Source organism: Paucibacter sp. Y2R2-4, from assembly GCF_025717535.1.
GTDB lineage: Bacteria > Pseudomonadota > Gammaproteobacteria > Burkholderiales > Burkholderiaceae_C > Paucibacter_A.
Map to the genome: position 1 here is coordinate 164,213 of NZ_JAJIRO010000005.1, position 13,606 is coordinate 177,818.

General features: G+C 61.1%; 15 protein-coding genes. 7 read left to right on the forward strand and 8 right to left on the reverse strand.

Annotation, left to right across the window (positions count from 1 at the left end; genetic code table 11):
* Nucleotides 1-46 precede the first annotated feature (46 nt).
* Nucleotides 47-382 carry a flagellar biosynthesis anti-sigma factor FlgM gene (gene flgM / locus LNV06_RS19150; RefSeq protein ID WP_263539899.1) on the forward strand — a complete coding sequence of 112 codons (336 nt, stop codon included), beginning with the start codon at nucleotides 47-49 and terminating at the stop codon, nucleotides 380-382.
* A gap of 112 nt (nucleotides 383-494) precedes the next feature.
* Entirely contained in the window at nucleotides 495-896 is a 402-nt protein-coding gene (locus LNV06_RS19155) for a hypothetical protein (protein WP_263539900.1), read from the forward strand.
* Nucleotides 897-957: 61 nt separating this feature from the next.
* On the opposite strand, the gene LNV06_RS19160 is transcribed toward LNV06_RS19155, so the two are convergent.
* From LNV06_RS19160 to kefF, 3 genes are read right to left on the reverse strand one after another with little or no spacing between them, the layout of a single operon-like run.
* Nucleotides 958-1,389: a DUF1841 family protein gene (locus tag LNV06_RS19160; protein WP_263539901.1), complete on the reverse strand. Its 432-nt coding sequence runs from the start codon at nucleotides 1,387-1,389 to the stop codon at nucleotides 958-960.
* Nucleotides 1,390-1,404: 15 nt separating this feature from the next.
* Nucleotides 1,405-3,258 carry a glutathione-regulated potassium-efflux system protein KefC gene (gene kefC, locus LNV06_RS19165; protein WP_263539902.1) on the reverse strand — a complete coding sequence of 618 codons (1,854 nt, stop codon included), beginning with the start codon at nucleotides 3,256-3,258 and terminating at the stop codon, nucleotides 1,405-1,407.
* Nucleotides 3,255-3,884, reverse strand: a complete 630-nt coding sequence (gene kefF, locus LNV06_RS19170) for a glutathione-regulated potassium-efflux system oxidoreductase KefF (protein WP_263539903.1) — start codon at nucleotides 3,882-3,884, stop codon at nucleotides 3,255-3,257. The genes kefC and kefF overlap by 4 nt, the downstream gene beginning before the upstream one ends.
* Nucleotides 3,885-3,945: 61 nt before the next feature.
* Here kefF and LNV06_RS19175 point away from each other — a divergent pair, with 61 nt between their 5' ends.
* Together LNV06_RS19175 and LNV06_RS19180 are read left to right on the forward strand one after the other, a co-directional pair.
* The gene (locus LNV06_RS19175; protein ID WP_263539904.1) at nucleotides 3,946-4,587 is read left to right on the forward strand and encodes a nucleotide-binding protein; all 642 of its coding nucleotides are present in this window, start codon (nucleotides 3,946-3,948) and stop codon (nucleotides 4,585-4,587) included.
* Between the two features lie 163 nt (nucleotides 4,588-4,750).
* Nucleotides 4,751-5,488 (forward strand): response regulator, encoded by a 738-nt coding sequence (locus tag LNV06_RS19180; protein ID WP_263539905.1) that lies wholly within the window; start codon nucleotides 4,751-4,753, stop codon nucleotides 5,486-5,488.
* 25 nt (nucleotides 5,489-5,513) lie between these two features.
* On the opposite strand, the gene LNV06_RS19185 is transcribed toward LNV06_RS19180, so the two are convergent.
* The 5 genes from LNV06_RS19185 to LNV06_RS19205 form a co-directional block, all read right to left on the reverse strand.
* The gene (locus tag LNV06_RS19185; RefSeq protein ID WP_411970136.1) at nucleotides 5,514-6,428 is read right to left on the reverse strand and encodes a segregation and condensation protein A; all 915 of its coding nucleotides are present in this window, start codon (nucleotides 6,426-6,428) and stop codon (nucleotides 5,514-5,516) included.
* Between the two features lie 30 nt (nucleotides 6,429-6,458).
* The gene (locus tag LNV06_RS19190; RefSeq protein ID WP_263539906.1) at nucleotides 6,459-6,662 is read right to left on the reverse strand and encodes a DUF3460 family protein; all 204 of its coding nucleotides are present in this window, start codon (nucleotides 6,660-6,662) and stop codon (nucleotides 6,459-6,461) included.
* A 34-nt stretch (nucleotides 6,663-6,696) separates the two neighbouring features.
* Nucleotides 6,697-8,367 carry a SulP family inorganic anion transporter gene (locus tag LNV06_RS19195; protein WP_263539907.1) on the reverse strand — a complete coding sequence of 557 codons (1,671 nt, stop codon included), beginning with the start codon at nucleotides 8,365-8,367 and terminating at the stop codon, nucleotides 6,697-6,699.
* Between the two features lie 124 nt (nucleotides 8,368-8,491).
* Nucleotides 8,492-10,537 (reverse strand): methionine--tRNA ligase, encoded by a 2,046-nt coding sequence (metG, locus tag LNV06_RS19200; protein WP_263539908.1) that lies wholly within the window; start codon nucleotides 10,535-10,537, stop codon nucleotides 8,492-8,494.
* 126 nt (nucleotides 10,538-10,663) lie between these two features.
* On the reverse strand, nucleotides 10,664-10,861 hold the full coding sequence (locus LNV06_RS19205; protein WP_263539909.1) for a hypothetical protein: 198 nt from the start codon (nucleotides 10,859-10,861) through the stop codon (nucleotides 10,664-10,666).
* A gap of 650 nt (nucleotides 10,862-11,511) precedes the next feature.
* Here LNV06_RS19205 and minC point away from each other — a divergent pair.
* The 3 genes from minC (at nucleotide 11,512) to minE (ending at nucleotide 13,557) form a co-directional block, all read left to right on the forward strand.
* On the forward strand, nucleotides 11,512-12,381 hold the full coding sequence (minC, locus tag LNV06_RS19210) for a septum site-determining protein MinC (protein WP_263539910.1): 870 nt from the start codon (nucleotides 11,512-11,514) through the stop codon (nucleotides 12,379-12,381).
* Nucleotides 12,382-12,464: 83 nt separating this feature from the next.
* A complete protein-coding gene (minD, locus tag LNV06_RS19215; RefSeq protein WP_263539911.1) occupies nucleotides 12,465-13,280 on the forward strand; it encodes a septum site-determining protein MinD in 816 nt (271 codons plus the stop codon).
* A gap of 13 nt (nucleotides 13,281-13,293) precedes the next feature.
* Nucleotides 13,294-13,557 carry a cell division topological specificity factor MinE gene (gene minE / locus LNV06_RS19220; protein ID WP_263539912.1) on the forward strand — a complete coding sequence of 88 codons (264 nt, stop codon included), beginning with the start codon at nucleotides 13,294-13,296 and terminating at the stop codon, nucleotides 13,555-13,557.
* The last annotated feature ends 49 nt before the right edge of the window (nucleotides 13,558-13,606 follow it).

Here is a 13,606-nt window from a genome sequence, read left to right on the forward strand (position 1 = left end):
AAAACCTGGAAAGGTTTGGGCCTGTCCCAAATCTATGGAGAACACCATGAAGATCGGTAACAGCCATGAAGTTTCGTCGGCAGCGCTGGGGGCGGATAAAGCCTCCGCTGCTCAAACGGGACGGGCCACTGCTGGCACAGCGCAAGCTGGCACGGCATCCGTCGGCGCCAAGTCGGCGCCGGAAGCCAGTGCCAAGCTGGAGTTGTCAAGCAATGCCAAGCTTTTGTCGGGCGTCTCGGAAGACGGTAGCTTTGATTCCGCCAAGGTCGAGCGCATCTCGCAGGCCATTGCGGACGGCAAGTTCACCGTCAATGCCAATGTGATTGCCGACAAGCTGATTGCAAATGCTCAGGAAATGCTCAGTCGCATGACGCCTCATTAAGGCGCAACGTGGCAGATGGCCTCGGGCCATGGTCACCGACCGGGTGTTTTCGTTTTTGTATTCCAGCGCGTCATGATGGACGCGCTCTCAACGCCTGATGGCGGGGATAGTCATGCAAGCTTTGCCTTCCTCAGACCCGAATGCTGCTGCGGTCAGTCAGCAACTGGAACAGCCCCTGCTGGAAGTGGAGAGCTGCTTGAATCTGTTGGGCGATGCACTGCTGCGTCGCGACACTCAGGCGATTGAGCAATACGCAGCCAAGCTGCACCAATCGCTGGCCCAGGCCATTGTCAGCTTCAGTGAAGCCGCTCGCAGCGGCGCCGTGCCCCCGAATCTGCGCCACCGCCTGGCTTTGGCTGGCGGCCGAGTGGCAGCTCAGCGCGAGTCGCTGGCGCGTGCCACCGCCGCGCTGGATCGCGCCATTGATGTTTTGATGCCCGGCGAAAACACCGGCCTGTATTCCTCGCTCGGCAAGAACGAGCGCAAGACGCTGGGCGGCTCGGTACAGGCCTGACGCTCATCCTCCAACGGATACAGCCCCTGCCCGGCGACACCTGTCGCTGCTCAGGGGCTTTTTATCGCGTGGCTTTTTGCCGAACGCTGTCCAGATAGGCGTGGCCATCCGGCGGCAGACCGCTGCGCTGTGAGGTCCAGATCATCTCGCCCAAGCTATCCATGGCGGCGTGGTGAGCCTCGTGCAAGGAGTTGCGCTTGGCGGCCAGCAATTCAATCGCCTGACGAATGCCGTGCGGCTGGTCAATCGACTGCTGCTCGCTGATGGTCAGGTGCATGGATAGATGCAAAAAAGGGTTGGTGCGCCCCTCTTCCACGCTGTAGACGGCAGCTAGCGCCGCTTCTTCATCGGCCAGTTCGGCGTGGTATTCCGGATGCTGGGCGATCCAGTCGGCCGCAATCACCTCCATAGGGATCAGTGGCAGGCCGGCTTGCAGCTTTTGGTAGGTGGCGCAGAAAAAGCGACGCACCTCGAGTTGGGATGGAGCAAACATGAGCCATTGTCGCCTTTAGTGCTCTTCCGGGCGGGCCCAAGGTCTATCGGCACGCTGCTGGCGCTGTGCTTTGGCCTGTTCGCGCTCTTGGGCGAACAATTCCTCCAACTGCTGGCGTGCTTCTTTGGCCGCGGCGATCAAGGCCTTGGCGTCTTGTTGCAGCGGCACCATCTGCTCCAACTGCTCGACGTTGTGGCGCCTGAAGCGCCAAGCCAGTTGACGGGCGGCATGCGGCTGTAAACCGAGCAACTCTAAAGTCGTGCGGCCGCTCATCAGGGCCGCATCCAGGGTCTCGCGCTCGATCAGCGTGACGCCGAGTGCACGCAGCTGCAGGTAGTGACGCACATTGCGGGCCCGGGCCACCACTTGCAAATGAGGGAAATGCTCGCGGGCCAAGGCGGCAATCGCCAGGCTTTGCGCCACATCGTCTACCGCAATCACCAGTATCTGGGCGTGCTCGGCGCCGGCAGTGCGCAAGAGATCGAGCCGCGTGGCGTCGCCAAAAAACACCCGCCAGCCGAATTTGCGCAGCGACTCCACCGCCTCGGCATCATGGTCCAGCACCGTGGCTTGGAAACCGTTGGCATACAGCAAGCGACCCACAATCTGCCCGTAGCGCCCAAAGCCCGCGATCAAGGTCGGCGCTGGCTCTGGCGCGGCTTGTTCACCGCCCGGCACGGTCTTGCGCGCCAGCTTGGGCAGCAGCAAGCGGTCGGCCAACAAGAGTAGGGCCGGTGTGCAGGCGAGTGACAGCGCCACCGCCGCCACCAAGGCTGAGTTTTGCGCCGCGCTGATCAGATTGGCTTGCTGCGCCAGCTGAAACACCACAAAGCCGAATTCCCCGCCTTGCGCCAGCAGGATCACAAACACCGGCCGTTCCAGCACTGGAATCTTCATCCAGCCCGCCATCAAGCTCAGCAGCAAGCCTTTGCACAGCAGCAAGGCAGCCAGCAGGCTCAAGACCAAAAGCGGCTGTTCGGCCAAGACCGACAAGTCCAGACCCATGCCGACGGCGATGAAGAACAGACCCAGCAGCAGGCCCTTGAAGGGCTCGAGATCGGTTTCCAGCTCGCGCCGGTATTCGCTCTCGGCCAAGAGCACGCCGGCCAAAAAGGCCCCGAGCGCCATGGACAAGCCGACACTGTGCATCAAGGCCGCCGTGCTCAGTACCAGCAGCAGCGAGGCTGCAGTGAAGATCTCGGGGGTTCGGCTGTTAGCGATCCAGCGCAGCGCCGGACGCAGCAGCAGCCGCCCGCCCAACACGATGCTCACAATGGCCAGCACGGCTTTCAAGGCTTGAGTGCCGCTGCTGCCAGAGCTGGCCGGCAGGTCCACGGCGCTCGCGCCTTGCATGGCCATGATGGGCACCAAGGCCAAGACGGGAATGGCGGCAATGTCTTGCAGCAAGGCCACGCTCAAGATGCTTTGGCCTGCGGTGGTGCGCCCCAAATTGCGCTCGGCCAGCACGGCCAAAGCCACCGCCGTGGATGACATGGCCAGCCCTAGGCTCAAGACCAAGGTCATCGGCCAGGGCCAGCCCAGGGCCAAGCCCAGCGCCATCAAGAGCGCGGTGCAGCCCAGCAATTGCAGCGAGCCCCAGCCGAAGATCGGGCGGCGCAGCGCCCACAGTCGGCTGGGTTCCAACTCCAGGCCTACCAAGAACATCATCAAGACGACGCCGAACTCGGCGACCTCCAGAATGGTGGAGGGGGCGCTGACCAAGCCCAAGACGCTGGGGCCGACCAAGACGCCGGCGATCAAATAGCCCAGGACGGAGCCCAGCCGCGCCCAGCGTGCCAGCGGTACGGCGATGACGGCGGCGCCCAAGAGCACCAGCGGCAAATGCAGCCAAGAACTCTCAGTGCTCATCGTGGCAGCTCCTTGACTGAGGATTCGGGCCGTTCGTCCCGCGGCACGGGCGGCGGGGCTAGCGCTGTGTCAAAGCCCTCGCACCAATGCGGATAGTTCAAGAGCTGCTGTGCGAAGCGCAGGCTGTGCTGCTGCAATTGAGCGTCGTCCACGCGGTGCGCTCCATGCAAGATCAGCGGCGGCATGAAGCGCATGCCGCAAAGGCGAGCGGTCTGAGCTTGCGGCAACAAGAAGTCGGCTACCGCATGCTGATGGTGGCCGCTGGGGCTGTAGTCTTGCTCGGCGCCACCGCTGGAGCTGACCAGCCACAAGTCCTTGCCTTGCAGGGCATTGCCGCCTGGGCCGTAAGCCCAGCCGAACTGCAAGACCTCATCCAGCCAGAGCTTGAGCAGGGCCGGCATGCCGTACCAATGCAGCGGATGCAGCCAGACCAGCAACTGCGCCTCGGTCAAGGCGGCTTGTTCGGCGGCGATGTCGATGCTGTAGTCGGGGTAGAGGCGGTAGAGGTCTCGGCATTCGATAGAAGGCGAGTTCAGGCCTTCAGCCGCGGCCTGCAGCGCACTGGCCACGCGCGAATGCGCGAGCTCGGGGTGGGCCAGCAGGATCAGAATCTTCGGTGCTGTCATGGTCGGTGGGCGTGGTGGCGGCTACGATTGCGTGTTGAATGGATAGAAGCAAGGAGCAGACATGCCCGTCATTCTGGTCGCCAACCCCAAAGGTGGGGTCGGCAAAAGTACGGTAGCGACCAATATCGCGGGTTTTCTGGCCCGGCGCGGTCACAAGGTCATGCTCGGCGACGCCGACAAGCAACAGTCCTCGCGCCGTTGGCTGGGCCAGCGCCCGGCCGAATTGCCCGCGATTCAGGGCTGGGACTTTGACGATGAAAAGACCGTCAAGCCGCCCAAAGGCGTCAGCCATGTGGTCATTGATACGCCCGCAGGACTGAGCGGCAAGTCGCTGAAGTCGCTCTACAAATTGGCCGACCGGATTGTCATCCCGCTGCAGCCGAGTTTGTTCGACATCCAAGCGACCTTTGATTTCGTGCGCAAGCTGAATGACTTTCGTGAACAGAACCTTCGCGCCGACGCTGGGCCTGAGCTGGGCATTGTGGGCATGCGAGTCAAGGACGGCACCTTGTCGATGCAACAGCTGCAAGGCTTTCTGCCCGAGCTGGGCGTGCCGGTGCTGGCCTTGTTGCGCGACACCCAGAACTATGTGCAACTGGCTGCGCGCGGCTTGACCATTTGGGATGTGGCGCCGAGCCGCGTAGAGCGAGATTTGAGTCAGTGGCAAGAGCTGGGTGTTTGGCTGGATGCGCCGCGCGAATGAACTTGATGACTATTGCCCGGCGAGCTGCGCTGGAATTGGCGGGCTTGAGGGCCACTTCAACGGCCCTGTGAGTGAGCCGACTGGCCTATCATCTGCCAGATTGAAATCTGCTGACGCTGATCGCAGTTTCGGCTTTGAAATTTACAGAAAAAAGGGGACTGGCATGAAGGTCTTGCTGATTGATGATCACCCGCTGATCTTGTCGGCTTTGCAGTCGGTCATTGAGAGCCTGGAGGAGAGCGTGCAGGTGGTGGGCGCAGAAAGCGCTGCGGCTGCGCGCGCCGCGCTGAGCGCCCATGAGGGTTTTGATCTGGTCTTGCTTGATCTGCAACTGGGCGACGCCAGTGGCTTCGAAGTGCTGGATGAGTTCCGCGCGGCCTATCCGGCCTTGCCGGTGGTGGTGATCTCGGCCTCGGACCGGGCCAGCGATGTGATCCGCGCCATTGATCAAGGCGCGATGGGCTTCGTGCCCAAGCGGGCCGGCACCGAGCTCTTGTCGCAGGCGCTGAAGTTGGTGATGGCGGGCGGCATTTATGTGCCGCCCATGAACCTTGGGCCAGAGGCCAGCCCACCGCCGAGCAAGGCGGCCGTGGCTAACGCCAAGCTGCAGCAGATTCAGCAGCAGGCTTTAGCTTCCAACTACCAGTCCTCCACAGGGCTTGAAAGTTTGGCTCTGACGCCGCGCCAGACCGATGTGCTGGCGCTGCTCTTGCAGGGCAAACCGAACAAGATCATTGCGCGGGAGTTGGGGGTTTCGGTGGAAACCATCAAGGACCATGTGGCCGCCGTCTTGAAGGCGCTGGGCGTGGGCTCGCGCACTCAGGCCGTCTTGGCCGTGGGCCAGATGGTGCAGCGACAGCCAGATGCGCATTTCTCGACCTGGCGGGTCGCTCAGCCCTGAGGTGAGGGCGAGTCGGCTGACTGGCTCAGGCCTGCGACGTGTAGGCCAGCCGCACGTAGATGGGCGCGAAAGCCTCGGCCTGCGTGATCTCCAGCAGGCGCTCACGCGCCAGCTCCAGCATGGCGATAAAGGTCACCACCAAGACCGCCTGGCCACGGCTGACATCGAACAGATGTTCGAATTCCAAGAAACGCTGGCCTTGCAGCCGGCGCAGCACGATGCTCATGTGCTCGCGCACCGACAAATGCTCGCGGCTGATTTTGTGATGCTGGTTCAGCTTGGCGCGGCGCAAGATATCCAGCCAGGCGTCGCGCAGATCAATCGCCTCCACATCGGGGAAGCGCGGCTGTAGCGACTGTTCGATATGGACCTGGGCGCGCAAGAAGTCGCGCCCCGCCACCGGCAAGGCATCCAGCCGCGCGGCGGCGAGCTTGATCTGTTCGTACTCCAACAAGCGCCTCACCAATTCGGCACGCGGATCTTCGGGCTCTGCGCCGTCCTCGGTCTTCTTCGGCGGCAAGAGCATGCGCGACTTGATCTCGATCAGCATCGCCGCCATCAGCAGGTATTCGCTGGCCAGCTCCAGATTGTGTTTGCGCAGCTGATCGACGTAGCTGAGGTACTGACGGGTGACGTCGGCCAGCGGAATGTCGAGGATGTTGAAGTTCTGCCGCCGAATCAGGTAGAGCAGCAGGTCCAGCGGGCCTTGGAAGGCTTCGAGAAAGACCTCCAGCGCATCCGGCGGGATGTAGAGGTCCAGCGGCATCTGGAACAGCGGCTCGCCGTACAGGCGCGCCACCGCCACCGTGTCCACTACCTCGGGCATGCCGGGTGGGTCAGGGAGGCGTTGCAGATCTTCGCTCAGCGCTTCGGCTGCTTGCTTGGCGGGCAAATGCTCAGGGTGCGGCTGAGCGGACAGCTCATGCGAGGGCTGCGTCATGGCGGTGCCTGGCGAGGCAGAGCCCGAGCTTTACTTGGCCTTGGTCTGGTAGACGTAGGGCTGCTGGGCCACGCGAGCGCTGCGGAAGTCGGCTTGTGCAGCGCGGTCCACGGCCTTGTCCCACAGCAATTCGCGGCCTTGGCGCTGCTCTTGTTCCAGCGTCGGCTTCTTGGCCTTGAGCTCATCGATGAAGCTGCTGGCTTCGGACTTGTAAGGCTTCCAGAACAGTGGCATGGCTTTGGGTGGTGTGGCGTGAAAGGAAGGGATTTTACAGTGCGGAGGCTTGGCTTTGACGCAGCCAAGTGCTGAGATCGGGCTGAATGCCCTCAGGCCCCAAGGCATCGGCCAAACCGCCGCGTTGAATCAAGCTGGCCGGCTGTGGATTCAGGCCGCAAAGCACCAGCGCTTGGCCTTGTCGCTGCAGGGTGCGTTGCAACTGCTGCAAGGCGTCAAGTCCTGAGGTATCAATGGAGATCAGCTTCTCGGTGTCCAGCACCAAGACGCGGCAGGGCGGCTTCACTTGTTCGGCTAGCCCTTCGACCTTGCCGACCGCGCCAAAGAAAAGCGAGCCGTACAAGCGCATCACTTGGGTGTCGGCCGCCAAGCCAGGCAAGGCCACCGGCTCCACCCGGAACAAAGTGCTCATGCGGTAGATGAAAAAGACGCAGGCCAGGATCAGACCCACTTCGACCGCCACCGTCAGGTCGAACACCACGGTGAGTACAAAAGTGCCCAACAAAATGGTGCGGTAGGGCAGGCTGAAATGGCGCAGCCGTGCGAATTCATGCCATTCGCCCATATTCCAGGCCACGACCAGCAAGATGCCGGCCAGAGCCGCCAGGGGGATGTGCACCGCCAAGGGGGCCGCCACCAGCACGATCAGCAGCAGGCTCAGCGCGTGCACCATGCCGGCTACCGGGCTGCTGCCGCCGGCGCGCACATTGGTGACGGTGCGTGCGATGGTGCCGGTAGCCGGGATGCCGCCGAAGAACGGCGTCACGATATTGGCAACACCTTGGGCCATCAACTCTTGGTTGGGGTCGTGGCGCGGCAACTCGGTCAGGTTGTCCGCCACACGGGCGCAAAGCAGCGACTCAATCGCCCCCAAGAGCGCAATCGTCAGGGTCGGAATCACCAGCAGGCGGGCCGTGTCCCAACTCAGCGCTGGCAAGGCAAAGCTGGGCAGGCCCTGGGGAATGCCGCCAAAGCGGCTGCCAATGGTCTCTACCGGCAGCTTGAAGGCATAGCAGGCGACGGTGGCGCCCACCAAGGCGATCACCGTGCCCGGCAATTGCGACATCCAGCGTTTCATCTGGGTCTTCAGGTCGTGGCTGCCTCTTTGCATTGCATAGGTCTTGGGCCAGAGCAGCACGATGGCCACACAGGCGGAGCCGATGAGCAGTGCCGCAGGTGAGATCTCGCGCCAGTGTTGGCTCAACACCGCCACCTGGCCGAAAAAGTCGGCCGGCATGTCGGCAATCTTTAGACCCAGAAAGTCCTTCAGCTGCGACAAGCCGATCAGAACCGCGATGCCATTGGTGAAGCCGATCACGATGCTGACCGGGATGTAGCGCACCAAGGCGCCCAGGCGCAACAGGCCCATGAGGAACAAAAGGCCGCCCGCCAAGATGGTGGCGATCAATAAATTGGGCAGGCCGTAGCGCTGGTTGATGCCGTAAATGATGACGATGAAGGCACCGGCGGGCCCGCCGATCTGCACATTCGACCCGCCCAAGAGCGAGATCAAGAAGCCGGCAATGATGGCGGTGAAGATGCCCTGCTCCGGTTTGACGCCACTAGCGATGGCAAAGGCAATGGCCAGTGGCAGGGCCACGATGCCGACCGTCAATCCTGCGCCGATATCCGCGATAAAGCGTGCTCGGGAGTAGTCCTTGAGCAAGGACAAGGCGCGCGGGCGGAAAGGGTGGAAGTGCGTCATTGCCCTTGATTTTGCGCCTGCTGCTGCCCAAAGCAATACGGGCCACCCTGATCTAACTCATCAGGTGGCCCGTACTTTTTTGATGCTTGAGGGTCAGGTCTTGCCTGCCCCTCACTCGCAAGCCTTAGCGCACCCGCATGCCGGGCTGCGCGCCGGGGAAGGGCTCCAGCACAAAGATGCCGGGATTGGTTTTCTCGTCAGCGTGGCTGGCGGCCAGGACCATGCCTTCGCTGATGCCGAACTTCATTTTGCGTGGCGCCAGATTGGCCACCATCACGGTCAGCTTGCCTTCCAACTGTTCGGGTTGGTAGGCGCTTTTGATGCCGCTGAAGACATTGCGCAAGCGACCTTCGCCAGCGTCCAAGGTCAGGCGCAGCAGCTTGTCGGAACCTTCCACATGCTCGGCCTTGACGATCTTGGCAATGCGCAGATCGACCTTGCTGAAGTCATCGATCTTGATCTCGGGGGCGATGTCTTCGCCGCCGGGCACGACCTTGGGCGCGGGTGGCGCTTCGAACAGGGCCTCGACCATCATGGCGTCGACGCGCTGCATCAAGTGCTCATAAGCGCCGATCTGGTGGGGGCCCATGGCGCGAGCGGCGTCAGCAAACTGCAGCGGCTCCACGCGCAAGAAGGTCTCGACCTTGGCGGCCAGGGCCGGCAGCACCGGCTTCAGATAAATGGTCAGCAGGCGGAAGGCTTCGATGCAAACGCTGCACACATCGTGCAGCACCGCTTCCATGCCTTCTTTCTTGGCCAGCTCCCAAGGCTTGTTTTGGTCCACATATTCGTTGACCTTGTCCGCCAGCAGCATGGTCTCGCGCAAGGCCTTGCCGAACTCGCGTTCTTCGTATAACTCGGCAATCACTTCGGCCTGGGCGCGCAACGCGTCCAGCAAGCTGCGACCTTCCACGCCCAGATCGCCCGACAGATGGCCGTCAAAGCGCTTGCTCAAAAAGCCTGCGGCACGCGAAGCGATATTGATGTACTTGCCGACCAGATCGCTGTTGATGCGGGCGACAAAGTCCTCAGGGTTGAAGTCAATGTCTTCCACCTTGGCATTGAGCTTGGCGGCAATGTAGTAACGCAGCCATTCAGCGTTCAGGCCCAGGCCCAGGTACTTCATCGGGTCGAGGCCGGTGCCACGGCTCTTGCTCATCTTCTCGCCGTTGTTGACGGTCATGAAGCCGTGCACGAACACATGATCCGGCGTCTTGCGGCCGCTGAAGTGCAGCATGGCGGGCCAGAACAGGGTGTGGAAATAGGTGATGTCTTTGCCGATGAAATGCACCTGCTCGACCGACTCGTCGGCGAAGAAGGCGTCAAAGTCGCGGCCGGTCTTGTTGAAGTAGTTCTTCAGTGAGGCCAGGTAGCCAATCGGCGCATCCAGCCAGACGTAGAAGTACTTGCCCGGTGCATCGGGAATCTCGATGCCGAAGTAGGGCGCATCGCGGCTGATGTCCCAGTCGCCCAGGCCGCCATTGCCTTCTTCGTCTTTGGCAAACCATTCCTTGATCTTGTTGAAAACCTCGGGCTGCAAGCGGCCGGGGGTCTGCGTCCATTCTTCGAGGAAGGCGATGCAGCGGGGATCGCTGAGCTTGAAGAAGTAATGCTCCGAGCTCTTCATCACCGGCGTGGCGCCGGTCAAGACGGAGAAGGGGTTCTTCAGGTCGGTAGGCGTGTAGACCGCGCCGCAGACCTCGCAAGAGTCGCCGTATTGATCCTTGGCGCCACACTTGGGGCATTCGCCCTTGATGAAGCGGTCCGGCAGGAACATGGACTTTTCGGGGTCGAAGAACTGCTCGATGGTCTTCACACCGATCAACTCATTGCTGCGCAGGGCACGGTAAACGTCCTGGCTGAGCTCATGGTTCTCGGGCCCGTCAGTGGAGTGCCAGTTGTCGAAGCTGATGTGAAAGCCGTCGAGATAGGACTTGCGACCGGCGGCGATATTGGCCACGAATTGCTGCGGCGTGATGCCGGCTTTTTCGGCGGCGATCATGATGGGCGCGCCGTGGGCGTCGTCCGCGCAAACAAAGTGCACCTCTTGGCCGCGCATACGCTGGAAGCGAACCCAGACGTCAGCCTGGGTGTATTCCATGATGTGGCCAATGTGGAAGTTGGCGTTGGCGTAGGGCAGTGCGGTGGTGACGAAGAGCTTGCGGGTCATGATGTTCTTTGTGGGCCTGGCAGCAGCGCCGAGCAGCCCGACATTTTAGGGGCAGCGCTCGCAGCCGGGCTGAGGCGCACGGCAGAGGGCGTCGCTGCGGGGCGGGCTGAAGCCGCCCGGAATGGCTCAGGCGGCCGCGGGTGGCGTACTGTCGGAGCTGGGTGTTTCTTCAGGGTTTGCACCGGCTTCTGTGCCTTCACCCTCTTCACCGGGCTGGGCCTCGCCGTCCCCCTTATTGGCCTTACGCATGCGCTTTTCTTCGGTCTTGCGCTTCTTGGCCAATTCACGTTGGCGTTTTTCGTATGAGTAGTTGGGTGTTGCCAAGGACGTGCTCCTGCTGGGGGTCCGCGGTGCGCGGATTTGCCTTCACTGTAACCGCTGCAGCGTGTGAGGCCTCATTCCGGTGTTGTGTTGGATTGCTTTCTGAATCCGTCCAACTTAGCGGCGAATGCTCATTTTTGCTTGAGGCTTCGGCGCTAAGTGGCTGATTTCAAAAGCCTTCAAAGCCTATCCACCTTATCTGTGGATAACTTTGTGGACAAGGGCTGGCGAGTCGCGCTAAACCCTTGAAATTCGGCCCTTGGGCTTGGCTTGCCTCATTTCGATGCACTTCCTTGCTTTCTATATGAATCAATGACTTAGCGCGCTTGCCCCGATCTTGGGCATAGGCAACAAAGCGCTGTCGCAATGGGCTCGCGTAAATCCTGATGTGGGGATAAGTCAAGCGTCTATAGGAATCTGTCACAAAAAAAATCGCTGGACGAGGGGCTGCGGCGCACGTTTTTTTCCACATTGGCTGTGGATATCCATGTGAGTGGCCTTGGCAAAGTCTGTCTAAGTGCTTGAGCCGACTGGTTCTTTGCTGGTCTGCTCAAAACTCGAGCAGTGTCGGACGCCCGGCTTGGGGGCAATGCCTAGCGAGGCCTTTCATGGGCCGGGCTAAAATCGTGTTTTTTGCACAAGAACAGCAAGCAATGGCTCAGGCACAAGTGGGGAGGACGGCGCAAAAGTCGGCCGAGGTATTCGAGTTGAAGAGCGCCTCATTGAGCCTGCTCTCCTTGGTCCTGCGGTCGAGTGACCTGGCATTGCTGGAGGCGGCGCTGAAGGAGCGTCTGGGTGACACGCCCGACGTTTTCAATCACGACCCATTGTTGATCGACCTCAGCCACTTGACCCGCGCCCCGCTGGCGCCTGAGTCCGAAGGCCAGGCGCAGCTGAGCTTGGACGACCAGGTCGCGGCTGCCGATGTTGAGCTAGCGCCTTTGGTGGCCTTGCTGCGACAGTTCCGCATGCAGCCGGTGGCGGTGGTGGGGGCCAGTGCTGCTGAGTTGGCTCAGGCCATGGCCTTGGGCTTGGCCGAAGCTCCGGCCAGCGATGCCCCGGCTCAACCCCGCAAAGAAATGGCGGCAAGCGAGGCCGCAGCTGGTGCCAAAGAAGTCGTGGTCGAAGTCGTTCGCGAAGTGATCAAAGAAGTGCGGGTGGAAGTGCCCGTGCCGCTTGAAGGCTCGGCGCGCACCCTGATCATCGACAAGCCCTTGCGCTCGGGCCAACAGGTCTACGCCAAGGGCGGCGACTTGGTGGTTCTTGCCTTGGTCAACCATGGCGCTGAAGTGATTGCCGACGGCAGCATTCATGTCTACGCACCGCTGCGTGGCAAGGCGATTGCAGGCGCCAAGGGCAATACCGAGGCGCGCATTTTTGCCACCTGCATGGAGGCCGAGTTGATTGCCATTGCAGGTACTTACCGCACCACCGAGAACCCGCTGCCCGAGACCGTGTTGGGCAAGCCGGCGCAGATCCGCTTGGAAGGCGAGAAGCTGGTGATGGAAGCGCTGAACTTCTGAATTTGAATGATGTGTTGAATCGTGGGCGGGATGCATGGGATGCATCCGCCCGTTTGAAAAAATAGTTTGAAAGGCTTGATTCGATGACCAAGATCGTCGTGGTGACCTCCGGCAAGGGCGGCGTGGGCAAGACCACCACCAGCGCCAGCTTTGCAACCGGCTTGGCTTTGCGCGGGCACAAGACCTGCGTGATCGACTTTGACGTCGGCCTGCGCAACCTCGACCTCATCATGGGTTGCGAACGCCGCGTGGTTTATGACCTGATCAATGTGATCAACGACGAAGCCAAGCTCAGCCAGGCCCTGATCAAGGACAAGCAACTCGACAAGCTGTTTGTCTTGGCCGCTTCGCAAACCCGCGACAAGGATGCGCTCTCGGTTGAAGGTGTGGAGCGCGTGCTGGAAGAGCTCAAGGCCATGGACTTCGAGTTCATCGTTTGCGACTCGCCGGCCGGTATCGAAACCGGCGCCTTGATGGCCATGCACTTCGCCGACGAAGCCATCGTGGTGACGAACCCTGAAGTCTCCTCGGTGCGCGACTCCGATCGCATCTTGGGCATGCTCAATAGCAAGACCAAGCGCGCCATCGAAGGCAAAGAGCCGATCAAAGAGCACCTCTTAATCACCCGCTACAACCCGAACCGGGTTGAAGGCGGCCATATGCTCTCGCTGGAAGACATCCACGAGATTCTGCGCACGCCGCTGATCGGTGTGATTCCAGAATCGGAAGTGGTGTTGCAAGCCTCCAACCAGGGCTCACCGGCGATTCATATGCAAGGCACCGATGTGTCGGAAGCCTACAAAGACGTGATCCGCCGTTTCCTGGGTGAAGAGCGCCCGATGCGCTTTATTGAGGCCATCAAGCCCAGCCTGTTCAAGCGCCTGTTCGGCGGCAAGTGAGGAGGGCTTTGCCATGGGATTTTTGAGTTATTTTCTCGGCGAGAAAAAGAGCACGGCCAGCGTGGCCAAAGAGCGCCTGCAACTGATCTTGGCGCATGAGCGCAATGGTCGCGCGCCCAAGGCCGATTGGCTGCCGCAACTGAAGAACGAGTTGCTGGTGGTGATCTCCAAATACATGGAGATCGACCCCAAGGACATCAACGTCGACATCCAGCATGTGGGCGATATGGATGTGCTGGAATTGAAGATCGAGATGCCGGAACCCAAGCCGCGCTGATTCGGTTCTGCTTCCTACGAAAAACGCGACCCTCGGGTCGCGTTTTGTT

Coding starts and splice junctions, on each gene's coding strand:
- LNV06_RS19190 (WP_263539906.1), bottom strand. CDS start 6,662: ATGCCACTGTTCTGGAAGCCTTACAAGTCCGAAGCCAGCAGCTTCATC.
- minC (WP_263539910.1), top strand. CDS start 11,512: ATGGCTCAGGCACAAGTGGGGAGGACGGCGCAAAAGTCGGCCGAGGTA.
- kefF (WP_263539903.1), bottom strand. CDS start 3,884: ATGACAGCACCGAAGATTCTGATCCTGCTGGCCCACCCCGAGCTCGCG.
- flgM (WP_263539899.1), top strand. CDS start 47: ATGAAGATCGGTAACAGCCATGAAGTTTCGTCGGCAGCGCTGGGGGCG.
- LNV06_RS19175 (WP_263539904.1), top strand. CDS start 3,946: ATGCCCGTCATTCTGGTCGCCAACCCCAAAGGTGGGGTCGGCAAAAGT.
- minD (WP_263539911.1), top strand. CDS start 12,465: ATGACCAAGATCGTCGTGGTGACCTCCGGCAAGGGCGGCGTGGGCAAG.
- metG (WP_263539908.1), bottom strand. CDS start 10,537: ATGACCCGCAAGCTCTTCGTCACCACCGCACTGCCCTACGCCAACGCC.
- kefC (WP_263539902.1), bottom strand. CDS start 3,258: ATGAGCACTGAGAGTTCTTGGCTGCATTTGCCGCTGGTGCTCTTGGGC.
- LNV06_RS19160 (WP_263539901.1), bottom strand. CDS start 1,389: ATGTTTGCTCCATCCCAACTCGAGGTGCGTCGCTTTTTCTGCGCCACC.
- LNV06_RS19185 (WP_411970136.1), bottom strand. CDS start 6,428: ATGACGCAGCCCTCGCATGAGCTGTCCGCTCAGCCGCACCCTGAGCAT.
- minE (WP_263539912.1), top strand. CDS start 13,294: ATGGGATTTTTGAGTTATTTTCTCGGCGAGAAAAAGAGCACGGCCAGC.
- LNV06_RS19180 (WP_263539905.1), top strand. CDS start 4,751: ATGAAGGTCTTGCTGATTGATGATCACCCGCTGATCTTGTCGGCTTTG.
- LNV06_RS19195 (WP_263539907.1), bottom strand. CDS start 8,367: ATGACGCACTTCCACCCTTTCCGCCCGCGCGCCTTGTCCTTGCTCAAG.
- LNV06_RS19155 (WP_263539900.1), top strand. CDS start 495: ATGCAAGCTTTGCCTTCCTCAGACCCGAATGCTGCTGCGGTCAGTCAG.